This is a genomic window from Pseudomonas sp. LBUM1643 (assembly GCF_059716215.1).
The window spans coordinates 3,259,105-3,280,508 of record NZ_CP166813.1 but is presented as its reverse complement, the minus strand read 5'-3'; the positions used below and the strand labels follow the sequence as shown (position 1 = coordinate 3,280,508).

The 21,404-nt window shown below is 57.3% G+C and carries 15 protein-coding genes and 1 pseudogene; 13 read left to right on the top strand and 3 right to left on the bottom strand.

Annotated features, from left to right (window positions below):
• Nucleotides 1–99 precede the first annotated feature (99 nt).
• From ACA063_RS14745 to pgm, 4 genes are all read left to right on the top strand, one after another.
• Nucleotides 100–1,122: a zinc-dependent alcohol dehydrogenase family protein gene (locus tag ACA063_RS14745; RefSeq protein WP_497662213.1), complete on the top strand. Its 1,023-nt coding sequence runs from the start codon at nt 100–102 to the stop codon at nt 1,120–1,122.
• Nucleotides 1,123–1,687: 565 nt separating this feature from the next.
• Nucleotides 1,688–3,142 (top strand): hypothetical protein, encoded by a 1,455-nt coding sequence (locus ACA063_RS14740; protein WP_497662212.1) that lies wholly within the window; start codon nt 1,688–1,690, stop codon nt 3,140–3,142.
• Complete coding sequence (locus ACA063_RS14735; protein ID WP_497666531.1) at nt 3,139–4,539, top strand: aminotransferase-like domain-containing protein; 1,401 nt, start codon at nt 3,139–3,141, stop codon at nt 4,537–4,539. The genes ACA063_RS14740 and ACA063_RS14735 overlap by 4 nt, the downstream gene beginning before the upstream one ends.
• Nucleotides 4,540–4,651: 112 nt before the next feature.
• The gene (gene pgm, locus ACA063_RS14730) at nt 4,652–6,298 is read left to right on the top strand and encodes a phosphoglucomutase (alpha-D-glucose-1,6-bisphosphate-dependent) (RefSeq protein WP_497662211.1); all 1,647 of its coding nucleotides are present in this window, start codon (nt 4,652–4,654) and stop codon (nt 6,296–6,298) included.
• A gap of 90 nt (nt 6,299–6,388) precedes the next feature.
• On the opposite strand, the gene ACA063_RS14725 is transcribed toward pgm, so the two are convergent.
• Nucleotides 6,389–7,084, bottom strand: coding sequence for a pirin family protein (locus ACA063_RS14725; RefSeq protein WP_497662210.1), 696 nt, complete (start codon nt 7,082–7,084; stop codon nt 6,389–6,391).
• Between the two features lie 238 nt (nt 7,085–7,322).
• On the opposite strand from ACA063_RS14725, the gene ACA063_RS14720 reads away from it, so the two are divergent.
• Entirely contained in the window at nt 7,323–9,782 is a 2,460-nt protein-coding gene (locus ACA063_RS14720) for a UvrD-helicase domain-containing protein (RefSeq protein ID WP_497662209.1), read from the top strand.
• A gap of 73 nt (nt 9,783–9,855) precedes the next feature.
• On the opposite strand, the gene ACA063_RS14715 is transcribed toward ACA063_RS14720, so the two are convergent.
• On the bottom strand, nt 9,856–10,128 hold the full coding sequence (locus ACA063_RS14715; RefSeq protein WP_415769132.1) for a DUF1652 domain-containing protein: 273 nt from the start codon (nt 10,126–10,128) through the stop codon (nt 9,856–9,858).
• 275 nt (nt 10,129–10,403) lie between these two features.
• Between ACA063_RS14715 and ACA063_RS14710 the strand changes: the two genes are divergently transcribed.
• The 5 genes and pseudogenes from ACA063_RS14710 (at nt 10,404) to ACA063_RS14690 (ending at nt 14,727) form a co-directional block, all read left to right on the top strand.
• The gene (locus ACA063_RS14710) at nt 10,404–11,219 is read left to right on the top strand and encodes a helix-turn-helix transcriptional regulator (protein ID WP_497662208.1); all 816 of its coding nucleotides are present in this window, start codon (nt 10,404–10,406) and stop codon (nt 11,217–11,219) included.
• A 50-nt stretch (nt 11,220–11,269) separates the two neighbouring features.
• Entirely contained in the window at nt 11,270–12,676 is a 1,407-nt protein-coding gene (locus ACA063_RS14705) for an NAD(P)/FAD-dependent oxidoreductase (RefSeq protein WP_497662207.1), read from the top strand.
• A 29-nt stretch (nt 12,677–12,705) separates the two neighbouring features.
• Nucleotides 12,706–13,047 (top strand): cupin domain-containing protein, encoded by a 342-nt coding sequence (locus ACA063_RS14700; RefSeq protein WP_497662206.1) that lies wholly within the window; start codon nt 12,706–12,708, stop codon nt 13,045–13,047.
• Nucleotides 13,048–13,095: 48 nt separating this feature from the next.
• A complete protein-coding gene (locus ACA063_RS14695; RefSeq protein WP_497662205.1) occupies nt 13,096–14,181 on the top strand; it encodes a polyamine ABC transporter substrate-binding protein in 1,086 nt (361 codons plus the stop codon).
• A gap of 87 nt (nt 14,182–14,268) precedes the next feature.
• Nucleotides 14,269–14,727: pseudogene (locus ACA063_RS14690) on the top strand (REP-associated tyrosine transposase).
• A gap of 210 nt (nt 14,728–14,937) precedes the next feature.
• Here ACA063_RS14690 and ACA063_RS14685 read toward each other — a convergent pair.
• The gene (locus tag ACA063_RS14685; protein ID WP_162440043.1) at nt 14,938–15,162 is read right to left on the bottom strand and encodes a YgdI/YgdR family lipoprotein; all 225 of its coding nucleotides are present in this window, start codon (nt 15,160–15,162) and stop codon (nt 14,938–14,940) included.
• Between the two features lie 194 nt (nt 15,163–15,356).
• Between ACA063_RS14685 and ACA063_RS14680 the strand changes: the two genes are divergently transcribed.
• From ACA063_RS14680 to ACA063_RS14670, 3 genes are all read left to right on the top strand, one after another.
• The gene (locus ACA063_RS14680) at nt 15,357–17,009 is read left to right on the top strand and encodes a VRR-NUC domain-containing protein (protein WP_497662204.1); all 1,653 of its coding nucleotides are present in this window, start codon (nt 15,357–15,359) and stop codon (nt 17,007–17,009) included.
• Nucleotides 17,006–19,279: an ATP-dependent DNA helicase gene (locus ACA063_RS14675; RefSeq protein ID WP_497662203.1), complete on the top strand. Its 2,274-nt coding sequence runs from the start codon at nt 17,006–17,008 to the stop codon at nt 19,277–19,279. The genes ACA063_RS14680 and ACA063_RS14675 overlap by 4 nt, the downstream gene beginning before the upstream one ends.
• 169 nt (nt 19,280–19,448) lie before the next feature.
• On the top strand, nt 19,449–21,371 hold the full coding sequence (locus ACA063_RS14670; RefSeq protein ID WP_497662202.1) for a hybrid sensor histidine kinase/response regulator: 1,923 nt from the start codon (nt 19,449–19,451) through the stop codon (nt 21,369–21,371).
• Nucleotides 21,372–21,404 lie beyond the last annotated feature (33 nt).

Here is a 21,404-nt window from a genome sequence, read left to right as displayed (position 1 = left end):
CAATGACAGGCATGTCGACTATTAATAGCCACTGATAGTCTTGGGTACAAAGCCCAGATAGAGTTCAGGGCATTAGAGGTTTCTTTGACGAGGTTTGCGATGTCACGCACGATCCGTTTTCACAAGTTTGGTCCAGCCGAGGTGCTCAAATGCGAAGAGCATGCGGCAGCACTCCCTGCGCCGGGCGAAGTGCAGGTGCGCGTCGAGGCGATTGGCATCAGTTGGTACGACATTCTGTGGCGCCAGAACCTGGCGTCGTCCCATGCCAAGCTGCCTTCGGGCCTTGGCAGTGAAATGTCCGGCGTCGTCACCGCAGTAGGTGAGGGCGTGGATGACCTGGCGGTGGGTGACAAGGTCGCCAGCTTCCCGGCTGAAAGCCCCAATGATTACCCGGTCTATGGCGAACAGATTGTTCTGCCGCGCACAGCATTGACCCGATACCCGGATGTGCTGAGCCCGATTGAAGCCAGTGTGCATTACACGCCACTGTTGATTGCCTATTTCGCCTACATGGATCTGGCACGGGTCAAGCCCGGGCAGTTCGCCCTGGTGACTGACGCCAGTCACTGCGCCGGTCCGTCGTTTGTCCAGTTGGGCAAGGCGCTGGGCATCCGGGTGATCGCGGCGACGAAGAGTGCAGATGAGCGCGACAACCTGCTGTCCCTGGGCGCCGAGAAAGTCATCGTCACCGAGGAACAGGACCTGCTGATGCAGATCAACAAGATCACCGATAACCGCGGTGTCGATGTGGTGTTCGATGGCCTTGGCGGGCCGCAGATGTCTTTGCTGGGTGATGTGCTTGCCCCCCGTGGCAGCCTGGTGTTGTACGGACTGCAAGGGGGTAACCAGACCCCGTTCCCGGCGTGTGCCGCGTTCCAGAAGAACATTCAGTTTTTCGTGCACTGCATCGGTAACTTCACCGGCAAGCCGGAGTTGGGGATTGTCCAGGATCAGGTGGCGCTGCAACGGGCGTTGCGTGATATCAACCAGCTGACTGCAGACCGTGTGCTGCTGCCGCTCAAGACCCGGGTCTTTCCGTTTGCGGAGTTTGTCGAGGCCCACCGTTACATGGACGAATGCCCATGTCGCGAACGAGTAGCCCTGCAGGTTGAGCCCGCGTAAATTCAACCTAATGAAAAGTCCGTGCTTGCACGGACTTTTTTTTGTCCGCCGCACGTAAAACGGAACAACCTTTCAGTACTGCGCTTACTGGTCAGGTAACTGAACTGGTTTTTGCTCTTGATCTGTATCTTCTAATCAGTCTGTAAGCCTTGATAATTGAATGATTGCTTTCATCTCAAGGAATGAGTCATGACTGAGTGTCAACTCGATACTTTTAACCGCGTTATTTTGATATATGCCGAGCATTCTGTTCGTCGTTCTCCAGTTGCCGAAAAATCACGGGTGACTTTCTTCCTTATTTCCTGTGCTACTCGTCTGTGGGACGCTGTCGGACATTTCCTAGGATATCTTAAGACTCCTCTAGCCCGCGCCCTTGCGGGGTGCGCGAGCGATTCGCGTTTAAATAAAGCGTGACCGGGCTTTATTTATTTCAAGTAATGCCACAAACCTTAAGTGCTAGCATTTGGTAATAAAGCCCTGCCTTCGAACCAGGGCCGGCAAGGCACGTCGTAAAAGTTATCGCGCTGCGTGCGATATCGAACTTACAAGTATCAGGTACATAAATATGACCAGCATCCATGATCAAGCCATGAACCATGTCTACCAGCAAATATTGCAACGGTTGATGGGATTCTTCTCTCGCGCCGAACGTACGGCATTGCAGCTCTTGATCCAGCGCTTGATGGTGGCAGCGGGGGGCACAGAGCGGATTGGCACGTACAAGGTGCTGGCGATCCAGTCCGGGTCTCGCGACAGCTGCTACACCCTTGCATTGCTGCGTGCCGCCCAGCTGAGTATTGCCGGTCGGTCGCCCGCCACGTTTCAATTGAGGGTGGCATCGTTACAGCTGAACGGCACCAGCGCGACGTCGCTTGAAAACATCCACCGCAGCTACAGTGCCTTGTTCCTGTACGACGACCCTCGCGTCGAAGTGCTGATGGTCGATAATCGCGAAGTCCTGCCGTTCAGTCATCCGACGCCGATCTCCGAAGCGGGTTTTGAGGCCAATCGACTCAATTTTCTGATGGTGGGTCATCGTCGTGCACGCGAAGGCGCGCTTGACCTGTGGGATAACGGGTACCTGGCCACTGGCGAGTTCTATGGACAGATTGCCCGCTGGGACAGTGGTGTGGATGCATTGATCTGCAGCGAAACGCCTCGTCAGCAGAAGCAATTTCTCGAAGGGTTGAAAAGGGCTACAACCAAAGCGGCATGCCGACAGGCCAGCCACCACGAATCCGGCTACGGGGCATTGTTTGCAATGCTCGATGAGCTGCGGGGTGACTGCTACCGCGCGTTTTATCCGGAGCTGAATCAGGTGCCATGGCGACCTGCGGAGCGTTTTGAATCCTGTCGCCGAACCACCTTCATTGACACCAATGACCTGTTGATCAGTGACCTGGAAGAACGCTGGCCGCTGCTTACCGAGTTTCTTGGCTATCGACCGGACGCGCTGCCGGCACCATTTGCCGAAAACGAGTACGTCAGCCTCGCCATATCCGCCCACCTTCGGGGCTTGCAGGCGTGTTTCATGCACGGCGGAAGCTATGACGCAGGCGTTACCGAGCTCTTGCAGCGGGCATTGGTGATGATGCGTCGCAAGCAGGCTCCGGACAGTGCGTGCCAGCAAGCAGAAAAACTGTTCGGCAAGTTGGCGACTCAACCAGATCAGCGTGAGTTGGCAGCGGCAGAGGCACAAAAAAGCCACGGTTTGAGCGAGGCTCAACTGGTGTGCCTGCTTTTTGCGCCTTTTGTCGACAACGGCAAAGGGCTTGAGCACTTTCTGCGTCGGTGTCACCCGGGAATGTTAGTGGCCATGCCGGACTTGCACCGGGCTATGCAAGGCGAACCGGTGCCTGAGCAGATTCTGCAATGGATGATCGACGTCAGCGGGTTACCCATCAGCCTGATTGGCAAGCTTTATCGCATGACGCCCCTGGCTGACGATGCGTCGAACGCTCACGCAGCAACCAGTGACGGTAGCATCGCCTTGGCGGGTGAATGGTCCGCAGGACGTTGATGGGGGGGCGGGAAACCGGCTTTGCCTACCAGGCGGTGTACCGGTACTTAACCCATCTGATCAACGAGTCTGCCAACGATGAGCGCATGCGGCTCCCATCGCTTCGTCAATTGGCAGACCGTCTGAGCGTGTCGATTTCGACGATTCAGTACGCCTACTCGCTGCTGGAGAAGGAAGGGCGGGTTTACTCGGTTGCCAAATCGGGCTATTACGCGCTGCCGGTGTCCTCGATTGACACCCTGGTGGGCGGGCGCGATTTGCTCGAAACCGTGTACGTCAATGCCAGGCGTCCTGCAATGCTTGTCCTCAGTGCGGATGAGCCGACGTTGTTGCAGCCCCTGGACAGTCCACTGTTGCTGCTGGAGAGAGAGCTGCTGCGGCAATATCCGCGTCAGCCGCAATCATGTGTGCAACCTTGCGGTGAACTGGAACTGCGCGCGGCGCTGGCAGCGCGTTACACCACCTCACCCCAGCGTTGCTGGCACGCAGATGAGGTCTATATCGGAGCGGATCTTCGGGGTGTGCTGGACATTCTTATCGCGGTTCTGGGCCTGCGGCACAAGACGGTGGTAGTTGAATCGCCGTGTGACTGGACCATTCTGCGCTTGCTCCAGGCCGCCGAAGTACAGGTGATCGAACTGCTAGTGCGGGCCGATGGAAGTCTGGATGTTGATTCGCTCAAGCAGATCCTTGAAGTGAAAAACGTTCAGCTGGTGCTGTTGTCCTCAAAGTTGAATATGCCGCGAGGCAGTTTGGCGCCCGACGACAACCGCCAAGCCATTGCACAGTTGCTTGAGCAGCATGGCAGCTGGGTGCTGGAGAACGATTGTCATGGCGAGCTCGGTTTCGAACCGGATGGTCTGCGTTTTCGCGATCTGCTGAACCCGGACCGATTGATCGTGTTTTCCACGTTCGAGAAAGTGATCGGCCCGGAAGCACCTTATGGCTACGTGCTTTCCCGGCATTTGCGCGTCGAACTGCAACGGCAATTCCTGTTGCGCTCGTTTCGCCTGTCACCGTTTCGCCAGAAAGCGATTGCGCGCTTGTACAGCAACGGACGTATCGATCAGCACCTGCAGGTGCTGCGCCGGTTGCTCAAGGACCGTTCCGTGCAGATGACTCAACTCCTGCGCGAGCGCTTGGGTGATGCCTTGCATATTGTCGAGCCACAAGGCGGTGCGACCCTTTGGGTGCGCTCGTTGCGTCAGGTCGACATCAGACGGGTGTTTCAGCGTTTGCTTCAGCGCCATGTGCTCATCGCGCCGGGTGAGCTGTTCAGTCTTCAGGATTTGCACGGGCAGCACCTGCGCCTAAGCCACACCTTTGGTGGCGATCATGACCTGGCCGCCGCCTTGGGATTTCTGGGCGATGCGCTGCGCTTGGAATCGATCGACTGAGCAGAGCGCTCAACCCTCATCGAATGGCCGTGGATCGATCCCATCGCGTTGTGGTCAAACTGCCAGTAAACTGCGATCCAATTCCTGAACCAATCGATTCCAGAGGTTTTGCATGACACTCAGTCCTTTTGCGGGCAAACCGGCACCGGCAGAACTGTTGGTCGACATCCCGCGACTGGTTACGGCCTACTACACCGGCCAGCCTGACGCCGGCATTTCCACCCAGCGCGTCGCTTTCGGCACGTCAGGGCATCGGGGCAGCTCGTTCGATTTGAGTTTCAATGAATGGCACGTCCTGGCCATCAGCCAGGCGATCTGCCTGTACCGCGAAGCGCAGGGCATCGATGGCCCGCTGTTCGTCGGGATCGACACCCACGCACTGTCCACGCCTGCAGGGGCCAGCGCCCTTGAAGTGCTGGCAGCCAACGGCGTGACGGTGATGATCGCGCAAGGTGACGAGTACACCCCGACGCCCGCCATTTCCCACGCGATCCTCTGCTACAACCGCGGCCGCACCTCGGGGCTGGCAGACGGCATCGTGATCACGCCGTCGCACAATCCTCCGCAAAGCGGCGGCTACAAATACAACCCCACCAATGGCGGTCCGGCCGATACCCACATCACCAAATGGATCGAAGCCAAGGCCAACGAACTGCTGAGCAACAAGCTGGCTGGCGTCAAGCGCATCAGCTACGAGCAGGCGTTGAAAGCCAGCACGACCCATCGCCACGACTACCTGAATACCTATGTCGCCGACCTGATCAACGTGATCGACTTCGATGCCATTCGCGATGCCAAATTGCATTTGGGCGTTGATCCGCTGGGCGGAGCAGGGGTGCGTTACTGGTCGGCGATTGCCGAGCATTACAAACTGGATCTGGAAGTGGTCAACCAACAGGTCGATCCGACATTCCGTTTCATGACCGTCGACTGGGATGGCCAGATTCGTATGGACCCATCGTCCAGCCATGCCATGCAAGGTCTGATTGGTCTCAAGGAGCGCTTTGATGTGGCGTTCGCCTGCGATCCTGACCACGACCGACATGGCATCGTGACCCCCTCCGGTGGCCTGCTGGCCCCAAACAGCTACCTGGCGGTCTCGATCGATTACCTGTTCCAGAACCGCCCGCAATGGCGCGCGGATGCTGCGGTGGGCAAAACCGTGGTCAGCAGTGGCTTGATCGACCGCGTCGCCAAGCGCCTGGGTCGTCGTCTGTATGAAGTGCCGGTCGGCTTCAAATGGTTTGCCGATGGTTTGTTCGACGGCTCCCTGGGCTTTGGTGGGGAAGAAAGCGCCGGCGCTTCGTTCCTGCGTAAGGACGGCGGCGTCTGGAGCACCGATAAGGACGGGCTCATTCCTGCGCTGCTGGCGGCAGAGATGACGGCGCGTACCGGCCGTGATCCGAGCCAGGCGTATCGCGCCTTGACCGACGAGCTGGGTGAGCCGTTCTCGGTACGGGTCGACGCCAAGGCCAATCCTGAGCAGAAAGCCTTGTTGAGCAAGCTGTCACCCGATCAGGTGACGTCGACCCAGCTGGCGGGCGAAGCCATTCAGAGCATCCTCAGTCACGCACCGGGTAACGATCAGGCGATCGGTGGTCTGAAAGTCATGACTGAAAACGGCTGGTTCGCCGCACGCCCATCGGGTACCGAGGACATTTACAAGATCTACGCCGAGAGCTTTGTCAGTGATGACCACCTCAAGCAATTGGTGGCTGAGGCTCAGACGTTGGTGGATGGCGCTATATCCACGAAATAAACACGGGTACCAGGGGTATTCCCTCAGTGTCCGGACACAAAAAAAGGGCGACCGTAACCGGTCGCCCTTTTTTGTTTTGCATCTAGGCGATCAAGCGAGATCCACGAGGACCACTTCACTGTCCTCGATGGCCGTCACACGCAACACCTGTTCATCTGCAATTGCCACACCGTCTCGAGCTTTTGCGCGTAAACCATTGATTTCAATGATGCCGGTTGCAGGTACCAGATAAGCCCGCCGCCCTCCGTCCAAATGGTATTCGGCAGACTCACCCGCTTTCAGATTCGCTGCCACCAAGCGGGCGTCCGCACGGATTCGCAGGCTTTGATCGTCGCCAGCCTTACCACTGGCCAGGGTTACGAAACCTTCACGCTGACCTTTAGGGAACGGCTTGGCTCCCCATGACGGTGCCGAACCGGCTTCATTCGGAATGATCCAGATCTGGAAAATCCGCGTCTCGCTCGATTCCAGGTTGTACTCGCTGTGCGTGATCCCGGTGCCGGCGCTCATCACCTGCACATCACCGGCCTCGGTGCGGCCCTTGTTACCCAGATTATCCTCGTGGGTAATCGCTCCTTCACGAACGTAGGTAATGATTTCCATGTCCCGGTGAGGGTGTTTCGGGAAGCCCGTCCCCGAAGCAATCACGTCATCATTCCAGACCCGCAAGTTGCCCCAGTTCATGCGCTTGGGGTCAAGGTATTCGGCGAATGAAAAGTGGTGATGCGCATCCAGCCAACCATGATGGGCGCCGCCCAGGGCGTTGAAAGGTCTGAGTTCGAGCATGATCGTCTCCGGAAAGGGTTTGTCGATGGCGACCATCATCTATGAGCAAAGCATCGATAAAAAGCGTAAAAAATGCCTTATTACAATCGGATTATCCGATGTTGTTTAAGCTGGAAAACGCCTCATCCAACCTTCACTTCACTCTACAACTCGATGACCTGTAAGCATTTTGCTAGAACTCAATGGCAAATGAAGACACCATAGCGCTCAACAGCCTCACACCCTGGAGTCAGTCCGCGTGCCGCAACACACCCCCGATCTCCCCCCCGAACTTCGTCCCCTGGCAGAGATGCCTCTGCTCAAACGCCTGGCCGCCCGGTTCTTTGGACATGGCCTGACGCGTTTGCGCGCTCAGCACCGTGCCTCCTGGTTGCATGGGCAAGCGGATGGCTTTCGCAGCGGCCACAGCGCAGGAGTGGATTACGGCTATAAGGAAGGCAAACTCGAAGGTCTGGAGGAGGGTCGACAGGTCTTGCTGATCCGCGACTCGCGCTCCACCGAGCATCGCGGCCCCAACGTGGACGACCACCTGTTCGACGACTGGCGCCTGCCTCTGAGTGCCGAACTCAAGAAGCGCATGAAGGCCGATGTTGCCCGCTTACTGCCAGCGCATGCCCAGCCAAGTGCTGCGCAGTGGAAAATGATCTTCAGCGAGACGCCCTCAACGTCGGTGATCGCCGGCGCGGGCGCTGGCAAGTCGACGACGCTGGTGTTGCGAATCGTGCTGCTTGTGCACTATCTGGGCTTCGAATTGAGCTCCATGACTGTGGTGACCTTTACGCGGGAATCGCGCAAGGATTTCATCAATAAGCTGGTCGAGCTGTTTGCCCTGTGGGGCCGGGCAATGAGCGTGAAAGAGGCGCGAGAGCTCGTTCGCACTTTCCACTCGCGAATCCTGCCGATGGTGCGCAGTCTGCCAGGTTTCGAACGACTGCAAGCCTTCGAAAACCTCAGCCATCGCACGCAAAATGCTGATGAGGATGTCGACAGCAATCCCTTCGATCTGCGCATCAACGATGCTCAGCGCCAGCAACTGAATGCGTGCTATCACGGCCTGCACACGCGCGATGAACGCTTTCGCGACTTGATCAGACCCCTGTCTCGTCATGCCCTGCAGCTCAAGGAATTGGAGCGCGATCACCCGGACGTGCAAAAGCGCATGGCCGTGACCGAATTGGCCGCCAAGCGCGATGAAGAGCTGTGCGACGCGATTGAGGATTTGTGGTTTCGCGCAGGAGCCTGGCCGATTAAGGGGATCGAGCCCAATCGCCAGTCGTTCGATATCAATGGATCAACGTTTCATTGCCACGGCTACATTCCGAGTCTTGATGCGTGGGTGGTGCTGGGGTTCGACCCAAGGGAAAACCCTCAAGTCAGCCGTCCTGGCGCCAAGCTGAGCGTACGGGCGGAATGGGCAGTCAAGCGCACCTTGTTTCAAGCTTTCTGCCGTAAGCCATTAATATGGTTGGATAACTACGAATCATCCAAGCGCGTGTTGGCGTCCCTTGCTGGAGACGCAAGCGCCGGACCGGGCTTCGATTACAAGGTCAAGGGTGAGCTGGGTTCTGCTCCGTTACTGGACTGTTTTGTCGCCGCTGCAGGGTTTATCGAAAACCTGGGGCTGGATGTGCCGACGGCCGTGGGCCAGATGAGTTTCGCCAAGGACGACCCGGACCGGTTTTTCTTCGAGGCGCTGAGCCTGTATTGGCGAGCACTGGAAGACCATCTGCTGGACCAGAAACCACCGGTCATGACCTATAACCGGATGTTTGCACTGTTCAGTGAACATTCACCGGAAAACCTCAAGTTACTGAGCGATGAACTGCTGCGGCCAATGTCCCACTTGATGATCGACGAATTTCAGGATGTCTCGCCGCAGATCGTTTCCTGGATTCGCGCAAGCCTCGCGCAGATCCGCAGTCGTGGCCCGGCGATGCATGTGGGGCGCGGGGCGCAACGCTCGTCGTTGCTTTGCGTGGGCGATGACTGGCAGTCCATTTATGGATGGCGCGGCAGTTCACCCACGTATTTTATGGAGTTCGCCAAAGAGTTCCCGTCGCCAAGTACGACGAAAGTGATGTTGAGCGACAACTACCGCAGTCATCAATTCATCATTGATGCCGCTGAACACATCGTCCGTGCCGCGCCCGCGATTGCGGGCAAGAAGGCCAAGGCCAGTGGCGAACCCAAAGAACTCGTGCCGGTGGCCGTTTTCGATCGGGATGATCAGGGCATGGCCAGTCGGCTGATCGAGCATTACAGAAAGGGTGATTCAATCTTGATGTTGTATCGAAAAAGTAGCGATAAGCTATTGATAGAACAACATATTCAATCCGTAGTTAATGTGGATTCTAGCTTGCCGTATGAGTCGCGGCGATTGAAGCAACTCACGTATCACAGCGCCAAGGGCCTCCAGGCGGATGCGGTCTTCCTGCTGGGTGATTGTCAGCACCTGACCAGTTCGCCGTACAAGAATCAGGTCTATCGCATGGCGGGCCTGGGCAAGGCTGGCGACAGTGAAGCGTATGACAACGCCCAAAAGGACGAGATCCTGCGCCTGGCTTATGTCGGCATTACCCGGGCGGTGAGCCATTGCTACTGGTATGTCGATACTCAGGACACTCAAGCAGCGAACATGCCGAAAGCCTCCGACCGGATCGGCAAGGGTAAGTCATTCTTTGCCGACCACCGGGGCTAAACCTGCGGGACTTTTGCGCAATCGAATCAAAAAAAAGCCCACAACCGTGGGCTTCTTGAACACGCTCAACACTTCACGCATAACTCCTGAACGCCGCCGGCGGAATAAAAGCCTCAAGCTCATCCTCCACCGCCTCGATGATTCTCTCCACATCCGCCGCATTCATCACCGTGGCGCAAGGAATGCCGGCAATGGCGATCATGGTCTCGCCACTCGCCCGATCAAACAAACGGGCAATCATACTGCCCGGCGCATCCATGCTCGCCTCGAAACCCATAGGATGAAAATGCCAGCGCATCAGCTGGCAGGCGTTTGGAAAAGTAACCTTGCTAAAACCTTTATTCATGTGTTGCCCGCCTTCTTTATCGAGCGCTTCCGTTAGCTCATGTTAGGAGGGTAGAGCCTTCATTGGCTCAACCGGTGATGACATTAAAAGTAGCATTGCGATGTGAAAATCTTGTGGTTTTTTCAAACCGTTTGGCGATTGCTTTCGCTTTTTTTGACACAGGTCACGCGCCATAGCGTTCTGGGCGAAATGCCACTACTGATTCAAACCTGCATTTGTCATTGAAGCCCGGTCCGAACTTGGGCAAGCTCGGCTTTTTCCCGTTGAGACCCCCTATGCACGCCGACGATGACGGCCCACTGCAAACCCTGGCCACCGGCGAGACGGTGATGCGTTACCACTTGCGCTGGAAACACCGGGACCTGGACGGCGTCATGGCGCTGTATCACCCGGACGTTCAGTACAGTGATTTTTTCCAGAACCGTGTGATGGGCCTGGATGAATTGCGTGATTACGTGCGCGATAGCATGCCTCGTGACCCGGACGAGGCCCTGGAGCATTCGGACCGTATCCGCCTGGACGGCAACACGGCGTTCATTCAGTACCGCATCACACTGCGCGGCGGTGAGGGGCTGGTGTCGTTCAGGGCTAGTGAAGCGATTACGGTTCGGGACGGATTGATCTGGCGAGTCAACGAATACGCCTCGCTGGTGCGTGAGCAGGTTTCCAGTCAAGCGGTCGCCAGCAAGCGCGCGGCGGTCAGCCGGCTGGGGTTGTCACCACGGCAGCTGAGCTTCATGGCCGAAGACCTGCAACAATACTTCCAGCGTCAACAACCTTACCTGGACCCTGAGCTCGACCTGCAACGGGTAGCGCAGGAATGCGGGTATAGCCGTAACCAGATCTCCTATCTATTGAATCAAGTGCTTGGCCAAAGCTTCTACCGGTACGTCAACCAGGCGCGTTTGCAACACTTGCTGGCGGCGCTGGATACCGCGACGCCCCCGCTGCGTGTGGATGAGCTAGCCTTTGCTGCCGGGTTTAACTCGTTATCGGCGTTTTACAGCTGTTTCCGCCAACACACCGGGCAATCGCCGAAGGCCTACGTCAAACAAATTTCTTTGCGTGCACGCGCGCAAGACAGCCACTGAGACCACGCACTAGGATCAACGCCATCGAAGTTTGAGTGGCGGAGTCTTGTATGCCGGCGTGGCGCACTATCAGTTTGTGGATGGATCAACTGGACGATCCCCTGTTGCCGCGCCCCGCGCTGGAACAGGATCTGGACGTCGACGTGGCGATCATTGGCGCCGGGTACACCGGGTTGTGGACCGCGTATTACCTCAAGCGCCTGGCGCCGGGTTTGAACATCGCCATCGTCGAAGCGCAAACCGCCGGTTTCGGCGCGTCCGGCCGCAATGGCGGTTGGCTGATGGGGAATCTCCTGGGCGAAGACCGTTTACTCGCCGCCTCATCGCCGGAACAGCGACGGGCATCGTTCGATTTGCTGCACAGTATTCCCGATGAGGTTGAGATCGTCATCGAACGTGAGGGCATCGATTGCGATTATCGCAAGGGTGGTGCGCTTTATTGCGCGGCGCGTTATCCGGAGCAGGAAGCCAGCCTGAGGCGTTATCTGGACAGCCTTTATCGCCAGGGACTGACTGAAAAGGATTACCGCTGGCTCAGCCCTGAGCAACTGGCCCAACAGATCCGTGTCGCCAAACCCTACGGTGGAATCTACGCACCGCATGTCGCGACCATTCACCCGGCCAAATTGGTCCGAGGCCTGGCCCGGACGGTTGAGCGCATGGGCGTCAGCATTTATGAGAACAGCCCGGTTACCCAGTGGCAATCGGGCTCACTGCGCACGGCGAAAGCCCAGGTCCGCAGTCGGTGGATCGTGCCGGCCGTTGAGGGGTACTCGGTAACCTTGCCGCCGTTAGGCCGTTATCAATTGCCGGTACAAAGCCTGATTGTCGCCACCGAACCGCTTTCTGCTGCGACCTGGGACGAAATCGGCCTGAGCCGTGGCCAGGCCTTCAGCGAAAGCAGCCGCCAGGTCACTTATGGCCAGCGCACCGCCGACAACCGCCTGGTGTTTGGTGCACGGGGTGGCTACCAGTTCGCCGGTCAACTGCGCCACAACTTCGACCTGACCACCAGCGAAGTGGAACTGCGGCGCTATCTGTTCGGCGAACTCTTCCCGCAACTCAAGAACGTCCAGATCACCCATGGCTGGGGCGGCAACCTGGGCATGTCGCGGCGCTTCAAACCGCACATGCTTTGCGATCAGGCCAGCGGCATTGCCTTGTCCGGCGGTTATGGCGGGGAGGGCGTGGGTGCCAGCAACCTCGGTGGTCGCACGCTCGCCGACTTGATCCTTGAGCGCGACACCGAGCTGGTTCATCAACCGTGGGTCCTCCCCCAGGGCGGTCTTGACGCACTCAGGGCCTGGGAACCCGAACCGTGCCGCTGGCTGGGCTACAACGCAATCATTCGCAGCTTCGTCCACGAAGACCAGACCCTGGCCAATCCGGCCACTGCGCCATGGCGCCGCAAACTGGCGAGCGGCGTGGCGGGGTTCATGGAAGGTTTCATGCACTAAACGGCGTTTTTTCAACGACAGGTAATCCCATGAGCATCACGCAATTCAAGAACACCGCAACACTGATACTTGAGGAATCCAATCCAGTTGCCGTACCGCTCGGAACCCCCGTTGCGGTGGCCTCGACCACCAGTGTCGAGCGCGACGACGGCGTCGAAACCGGCGTGTGGGAATGCACCCCTGGTCGCTGGCGGCGCCAGATCGTCGCCCAGGAATTCTGCCATTTCATCCAGGGTCGCTGCACCTTCACCCCGGACGACGGTGAAACCCTGCACATAGAAGCGGGTGACGCACTGATGTTGCCCGCCAACAGTCTCGGCATCTGGGATATCCAGGAAACCGTGCGCAAAACCTACGTTTTGATTTTTTGATCCTTTGATTGCCTGCCAATAACAACAAGCCCCTACAGGAATCGACTCATGAAGCGAAAGACACTGGCCCTGGCGCCCCTTGCACTCGTCGCGACCCTCAGCCAGGCGGCGGAGACGGTGAAGATCTACAACTGGTCGGACTACATTGCCCCCGATACCACGAAGAACTTCCAGAAAGAAACCGGCATCGCGTTCACATACGACGTGTATGACAGCAACGAGACGCTGGATGGCAAGTTGATGACCGGCAAATCCGGTTACGACGTGGTGTTCCCCTCCAACCATTTCATGGCGCGGCAAATTCAGGGCGGGGCGCTGAAAAAGCTCGACAAGAGTCAGCTGCCGAACTGGAAAAACCTCAATCCGGTATTGCTCAAAGCCCTGCAAACCAATGATCCGGGTAATGAACACGGCTTCCCGTATCTGTGGGGGAGTACAGGGATCGGCTACAACGTCGCCAAGGTTAAGGCGGTACTCGGCGACAACGCCCCTGTGGATTCCTGGGACTTGATCTTCAAGCCCGAGAACATGGAAAAGTTGCAGAAGTGTGGCGTAGCGATTCTTGATAATGGTCCAGAGCTGTTGCCTGCCGCCCTTAACTACCTGGGCCTGCCGCACCACAGCAAGAATCCTGAGGACTATAAAAAAGCCGAAGCGCTGTTGTTGAAAGTCCGGCCGTATGTGAGTTACTTCCATTCATCCAAGTACACCAGCGACCTGGCCAACGGTGATATCTGCGTGGCGGTGGGGTTCTCCGGTGACATTCTCCAGGCTGAAAATCGCGCCAAGGAGGCCAACAACGGAATCGAGATTGGTTACAACATTCCCAAGGAAGGCGCCGCGATCTGGTTCGACATGGTCGCCATGCCCGGCGATGCACCGGATGAAAAGGCCGGCTACGCCTTCATGAACTACCTGCTGCGCCCGGACGTCATGGCCAGCATCAGTAATTATGTGCACTACGCAAACGGCAACGAGCAAGCCGACAGCCTGATCGACCCTGCGATCAAGAACGACACCAAGGTTTATCCAAACCCGGAAATGATGGGCAAGCTGTTTGCGTTGGAAGCGATGCCGTTGAACATCGACCGGATTCGTACGCGGGTGTGGAACAAGATTCGGACGGGGAGTTGAGAGGTCATATTTTGTAGTTGATCGTGGCTAACTTGTGCGCAGGGACGCGGTAAGTTCCGAACCTCTTTCACAGTTGAGGGGCAAGGAATGCCTTATTGCTTGAACGCAGGTCAATTACGCACGGGCCGCTTTTCAGAACCCGACCGCATCTATCTCATCACCGCTGTTGTTGATAAACGGCAGCCGGTTTTCTCCGATTGGCGGGTGGGACGATTGGTTGTCTCGCAACTGCGCCACGCACAAGAAGTTGGATAGGCGGACTTTTTAACGTGGGTTGTCATGCCGGACCACATGCACTGTCTGGTGCAACTTCGGGACCAAACGTTGGCCGGATTGATGTGCCAGGTAAAGTCGCGCAGCGCCGCCGCCGTCAATCACGCGTTAGGTCGAAAAGGACGCCTGTGGCAGAAGGGCTACCATGAGCGTGCAGTTCGGCGAGAGGACGACGTGAAAGCCATGGCCAGGTACGTCGTTGCGAATCCGATCAGAGCAAAGCTTGTGTCACGCGTTCATGATTACTCGTTGTGGGATGCGTGCTGGCTATAGCAATCACAACCGCTTCGGTCGAGCGCGACCCCGGAGCCAACGCAGCCTTCGGCAGCTGCTACATAGAGCAGACGTACACAACGCTACATGTAGCAGCTGGCGAAGCCTGCGTCGGGGCGCGAAGCGGACCCGATTTTCAGGGAGATATCAAAGCGTCCAAAAAGCGACCGCTTCGGCCGAGCGCGACCCCGGAGCCAGCGCAGAGACTTGTTAATCTTCCTCGCGAACCGTGGCCACTTCATCGGCCCGAACCTTCACTTTCGAGCCAGAAATGTCTTCGAATTCGTAGAAGCCATCCTTGGTCTTGGTTTTCGGCATGTCCTTGGTCAAATACTGGGTGCCGTTCTGCAGGGTGACGACTGTTGCTGTCGAGCAACCGGCGAGGGCCAGGAAGGCAGCTACTGCTAATGGCAAACCCAGGGTCTTGATGTTCATAACCACCTCTCATAATCGAAAAAAACAGCCGAAAGACTGTGCCTGTAACGCGGTTGGTGCGATGGAACGACGAAAAGTTCGGCGGGCGCCCGAAAAATCGCTGCCGCCGCTTATCTTTTTCTATTTGCGTCGGACAGGACGGAACTGGTATCTGTACGCATAACCAGTACTTCCTTGCCTTGGCCCTTATTTCCGTGACTGCAAATCCGCTCGACGACCCGTTCTATTACCTCAACAACTTCAAGCAAGTGCTTGATTGGCTTGAGCATCGTTACGCCGATGTGTTGAGTGTAGAGGAGCAACGCTTTATCCACGAATTTAACCAATTGCCCCGTGAGTCCAGGGCACTGCTGGTCCGTTTGGTGATGCGCAAAGGGAGTCACTTTCGGGCGAGCAAACTGCATTACATTGAAATAGGGGACATCGGTCGCGCCGTCGTTCCCTTGGTGGCGCTGGGCTGGATTGATGAGCAGTGTCCGCTGTCCATCGAATCGTTGTTCAACGTGTTGCTCAAAACCGAAGTGCTCCAGTGTTTCGGTGCCGCTATCGATAGGCCGAAAGGGAAAAAGAGCGACTGGCTACCGGCGCTGAGCGAACAATTTCCCGAAGTAAAAAGCTTCAACCGCTGGTGCGCTGAACTCGATGAGCGATTGTTCAGCCTGACGATCATGGGCCTGTGCGATCGCTTGCGCCTGATGTTTTTCGGCAACCTTTATCAAGACTGGTCCGAGTTCGTATTGGCGGACCTGGGCATCTTCACTTATGAAAAAGTCGACATTTACGCCGACTCTCGAGGATTACGCAGCCGCGACGACGTGGACGCCTGTTTCTTCCTCCACGACTGCCAGGTTCGGTTTGAATCGGGCGAAGACATCGCCGACATCGTTGAGCAGATCAACAGCCTGACGCTGCCCAATCCCTGGCTGCAAAGACGTCGCGGCAAATTGATGTTTCAGATCGGCCAACACTGCGAGCGTGTGGCGCAATTTTCTACCGCCATTTCGCTCTATCGCGACTGTGCCTACCCCGGCGCACGCGTTCGGTTGATTCGTGTACTCGAGCGCTGTGCTGAATATCGGCTTGCCTTGGAGCTCGCCACCCACGCTGAACACGCCCCTGAGAGTGCCGCCGAACGCCAGCATTTGCTGCGCGTGCTCCCCAGGTTGCGCCGCAAACTGGGCGGTCCCGCGATGAAGCGTGCCCCCGCCCGGCAAATGCTGCGTCTGGATCTTCAACTACCCAGGATCGACCCGTCACTGTCGGTGGAGAGCCATGTTCTGGCGCACCTGGCGCAAGCGTGCGCTCCGGTGCATTACGTCGAGAATAGCCTGATCAATTCGCTGTTCGGGTTGCTGTGCTGGCCCGCGATCTTTGCACCTTTACCTGGATCGTTTTTCCACCCATTCCAGCGCGGCCCCGTCGATCTGCATGCGGAGGATTTCCACGCGCGCCGCGTCGATCTGTTTCAGGCCTGCCTGGCGGAGCTCGACAACGGGCGATATATCCAGACCATCCGCGACCGTTACACCGCCAAATGGGGGGTGCAATCACCTTTCGTGTTTTGGGGCGCGTTAAGCGAAGAGCTTCTCGATCAGGCACTCGATTGCCTGCCGGCGGAGCACCTCAAGCACTGGTTCAATCGCTTGTTAATGGATATCAAGGCCAATCGTGCCGGCATGCCTGACCTGATCCAGTTCTGGCCGCAGGACAAAACCTACCGCATGATCGAAGTCAAAGGTCCGGGGGATCGCCTGCAGGACAATCAACTGCGCTGGCTGGAGTTCTGTCACGAGCATCAGATGCCGATTGCCGTCTGTTACGTGCAATGGGCGGAGCAGAGCGCTTGAGCTACCGTGTCGCTGTACGGGCGCTATGTGAGTTCACCGCCAAAGTGGGCGACCTTGACCTGCGATTCACCCCGTCGCCCACCGCGCTCGAAGGCATTGTCGGCCATCGCACGGTGGCCTCACGCCGTAGTGAGGGCTATCAGAGTGAAGTGGCGCTTGAGGGTCAGTATCAAGCGTTGAGCGTCAAGGGCAGGGCGGATGGCTATGATCCTGCGCAAAACTGCCTGGAGGAAGTCAAAACCTATCGCGGCGACCTGACCCGGCAACCCGCCAACCACCGGCAACTACACTGGGCCCAGGCGAAGGTTTATGGCTGGTTGATGTGCCAGAAACTCGACCTGGCGCAGATCAATCTGGCGCTGGTGTATTTCGACATCGTCGGCGAGAAGGAAACCTGCCTGGTCGAGCATTTCGACGCCGCAACACTGCGACAGTTTTTCGAGCACCAATGCCAGCTGTTTCTACTGTGGGCCGAGCAGGAAATGGCTCATCGCGAAGCGCGCAATCAAGGTGCGCAGAACGTCGCGTTTCCCCACATCGATTTCCGTCCGGGCCAACGGCATCTTGCCGAATCAGTGTTCAAGGCCGTCAGCACCGGTCGTTGCCTGATGGCCCAGGCACCGACCGGTATCGGCAAGACAGTAGGCACGCTGTTCCCCATGCTCAAGGCGTTGGCACCGCAGCAACTGGACAAGATCTTCTTTCTGACGGCGAAAACCCCGGGTCGCAAACTGGCCCTGGACGCGGCGCAGGTGATTCTGGGTAGCGTCGACGCTCCGCCACTGCGCGTACTGGAAATGATCGCACGCGACAAAGCGTGTGAACACCCGGACAAAGCCTGTCACGGAGATTCCTGCCCGCTGGCGAAAGGTTTTTATGATCGTCTGCCAGCCGCTCGCCAGGCGGCCAGCGAACGGACGTTGTTGAACCAGAGCGCACTGCGTGAAGTCGCGCTGAACCACGATGTCTGCCCTTATTACCTGAGCCAGGAAATGGCGCGCTGGGCCGACGTTGTGGTTGCCGACTACAACTATTACTTCGATTTCAGTGCGCTGTTGTTCGGACTGGCCCAAGCCAACAACTGGCGGGTTGCCGTACTGGTGGATGAAGCTCACAACCTGGTGGAGCGCGGACGTCAGATGTACAGCGCCACGCTTGATCAATCGACCTTGAACAGCGTGCGAAAAACCGCGCCTGAGCCGTTGAAGAAGTCCTTGCAACGCGTCAACCGCGAGTGGAACGCCCTGCATGATCAGCAGCTCGGTGCTTACCAGGCGTATGACAGGGCTCCGGAAAAGATGCTCCAGGCCCTGTTCTCCTGCAGCGCGAGCATCGGCGATTACCTGAACGATCATCCGCAGGGCCTGGACAGCGCCCTGCAGAACTTCTATTTCGACATGCTGCAGTTTTGCCGTGTCGCGGAGTTGTTCGATGAACAGTTTTTGTTCGACATCACCAAGCGCGATCTGGATCGCAAGCGCAACCTGTCGCGGCTGTGCCTTCGCAATGTGGTGCCTGCCGGATTCATCCGACCGCGGTTGACGGCCGCGCGCAGTACCGTGTTGTTCTCCGCAACCTTAAGCCCTCGTCACTATTACGCTGACTTGTTGGGTATGCCGACGAATACCGTGTGGATCGATGTGGAATCGCCGTTTCACGCAGATCAACTGCAGGTTCATATCGTCAACCAGATTTCCACGCGTTTCGTGCACCGCCAAGCCTCTCTGGCACCGATCGTTGAGTTGATAGCCCGGCAGTTCAATGAAAATCCCGGCAACTACCTGGCGTTTTTCAGCAGCTTTGATTACTTGCAGCAAGTCGCTCAATTGCTGGCTGAAACACATCCTCACATCAATGTGTGGTCGCAGTCCCGAGGCATGAGGGAAGGGCAGCGTCAGGATTTTCTCGATCAGTTCACCGCTCACAGTCAGGGCGTCGGATTTGCGGTGTTGGGCGGGGCGTTTGGCGAAGGGATCGACCTGCCCGGTGCGCGGCTGATCGGCGCGTTCATTGCCACGCTTGGGCTGGCGCAACTGAACCCGGTGAATGAACAACTGAAACACCGCATGTCAGCCATTTTTGGTGCCGGTTATGACTACACCTACCTGTATCCCGGCGTGCAGAAAGTCGTCCAGGCCGCGGGGCGTGTGATTCGTACCCAGCAGGATCAAGGGGTCGTCATGCTGATTGATGACCGTTTCGGCGACAGCAAGGTCAGGCAATTGCTACCGCGATGGTGGTCGATCAGACCGGGGATTGGTCACTCTTGAAAACCGCCACCTATGACACGCTAATTCCTGACCATGTTTACAACGACCTGTACGCCTACATCATCAAATACGTGTATCGATGAGCCATTACGTCCGATTGTGTTTTTGTGTCTTCCCAAATTCCCGGTTTGTCTCATACTCCTGAAAACAGAATTGACGTGAGGGTTGAATGAGCGAGGATCGGAGAAAAGCTGGCTCTATCGCGGAAAAGCGTTTTCGCCTGTTGATCGATGCCGTGATCGACTATGCGATCTACATGCTTGACCCCGAGGGCATCATTACCAGCTGGAACGCCGGTGCCAAGCGTTTCAAGGGGTATGAAGAAGCCGAGATTCTCGGTGAACATTTCTCGCGTTTTTACACCGACGACGATCGCCGTGCCGGTTTGCCTGAGAAGGCGCTGGCCACGGCCCTCCGCGAAGGGCGTTTTGAGGGGGAGGGGTGGCGTGTCCGCAAGGACGGCTCGCATTTCTGGTGCCACGTGGTGATCGATCCGATTATCGACCCTTCGGGTGTTCTGCTTGGATTCGCCAAGATCACCCGTGACCTCACTGATCGAAAAATGGCCGAGGAAGTCCTCAAGCAAAGCGAGCAACAGTTCCGTCTGCTGGTCCAGAGCGTCACCGACTACGCGATCTACATGCTCGACGCTAATGGTCGCCTGACCAATTGGAACCCGGGCGCACAACGCATCAAGGGCTATTTGCCCGAAGAAGTCGTTGGTCAGCATTTTTCCATGTTCTACACCCCTGAAGACCGTGCCGCTGGCGAACCACAACGGGCGCTGGAAACAGCAGTGCGCGAGGGGCGGTTCGAAAACAAAGCCTGGCGAGTGCGCAAAGACGGTACGCAGTTTATGGCGCACGTGGTGGTCGACCCCATTTGGGGAGATACCGGAACGTTGCTGGGCTTTGCCAAAATTACTCGCGACATCACGGAAGCGACCCTTGCACAGCAGGCGCTCGAGCAAACACGCGAAGCCTTGTTCCAGGCGCAGAAAATGCAGGCCATCGGTCAACTCAGTGGCGGCATCGCCCACGACTTCAATAACCTGCTGACAGTGATCCTCGGCAACCTGGAGATCATCCGCAAACGCTCGGGTAACGAACCTAAAATCACTCGCCTGGTGGACAACGCCACTCAAGGTGCCCTGCGCGGTGTAACGCTGACCCAACGCATGCTGGCATTTGCCAGGCGCCAGGAACTGAAGACCGAGCCTGTGCAGATTCCAGCGTTGGTGCAGGGGATTATGGGGCTGATGCGCAGTGCTCTGGGGCCTTCGGTGAAGCTGGATACGCGTTTTCCGGCTGAGCTTGAACCTGCGCTGGTCGATGTCAATCAGCTTGAATTGGCACTGCTGAATCTCATCACTAATGCTCGGGATGCAATGCCTGCCGGGGGCCGAATTGTCATCAGCGCCGATATGAAAGACGTCGTTGCGCAATCCAGCCTGGCACCGGCGGCTGGACGCTACGTCTGTCTGAGTGTCAGTGATACCGGTGAAGGCATGGATGAAACGACGCTCGCTTCAGCGATGGACCCATTCTTCACCACCAAAGGCTTGGGTAAAGGGACTGGCTTGGGACTGTCGATGATCCATGGTTTTATCGAGCAGCTAGGGGGTCGATTCATTCTCAAGAGCGAGAAAGATAAAGGCACGAACGCGCAACTGTGGCTACCCGTCGCCTCGAGTGGCGTCGCCACTCAACCTGCAATTGATGCAGAGCCGCCGGCACCGGTGGCACGTCTGCGGGTCCTTGTGGTGGATGATGACAGCCTGGTCCTGACCAGTACGTGTTTACTGCTTGAAGACCTCGGCCATCAGGTTACCGGTGCCGCGTCGGGTGCGAAGGCGCTGGAGATAATCAGCAGTGAGCCGGATTTCGATTTGGTCATCACCGACATGGCCATGCCCCATATGAGCGGTACCCAGTTGGCGCACTTTATCCAGATGAAGAAACCCGGCCTGCCGATCATCCTTGCCACGGGCTATGCCGAACGCCTGGAGGGGGTCGCTTCAAGCCTTCCGCGCTTGTCCAAACCCTTCAATCAACTGAATCTGGTGGAAATTATCGCGGCGACACTGAAGTGATATTGGGCTGAACTTGTCATGAGGCGTTTCTTC

Coding starts and splice junctions, on each gene's coding strand:
- ACA063_RS14695 (WP_497662205.1), top strand. CDS start 13,096: ATGAAGCGAAAGACACTGGCCCTGGCGCCCCTTGCACTCGTCGCGACC.
- ACA063_RS14725 (WP_497662210.1), bottom strand. CDS start 7,084: ATGCTCGAACTCAGACCTTTCAACGCCCTGGGCGGCGCCCATCATGGT.
- ACA063_RS14700 (WP_497662206.1), top strand. CDS start 12,706: ATGAGCATCACGCAATTCAAGAACACCGCAACACTGATACTTGAGGAA.
- ACA063_RS14670 (WP_497662202.1), top strand. CDS start 19,449: ATGAGCGAGGATCGGAGAAAAGCTGGCTCTATCGCGGAAAAGCGTTTT.
- ACA063_RS14715 (WP_415769132.1), bottom strand. CDS start 10,128: ATGAATAAAGGTTTTAGCAAGGTTACTTTTCCAAACGCCTGCCAGCTG.
- ACA063_RS14685 (WP_162440043.1), bottom strand. CDS start 15,162: ATGAACATCAAGACCCTGGGTTTGCCATTAGCAGTAGCTGCCTTCCTG.
- ACA063_RS14705 (WP_497662207.1), top strand. CDS start 11,270: ATGCCGGCGTGGCGCACTATCAGTTTGTGGATGGATCAACTGGACGAT.
- ACA063_RS14740 (WP_497662212.1), top strand. CDS start 1,688: ATGACCAGCATCCATGATCAAGCCATGAACCATGTCTACCAGCAAATA.
- pgm (WP_497662211.1), top strand. CDS start 4,652: ATGACACTCAGTCCTTTTGCGGGCAAACCGGCACCGGCAGAACTGTTG.
- ACA063_RS14710 (WP_497662208.1), top strand. CDS start 10,404: ATGCACGCCGACGATGACGGCCCACTGCAAACCCTGGCCACCGGCGAG.
- ACA063_RS14745 (WP_497662213.1), top strand. CDS start 100: ATGTCACGCACGATCCGTTTTCACAAGTTTGGTCCAGCCGAGGTGCTC.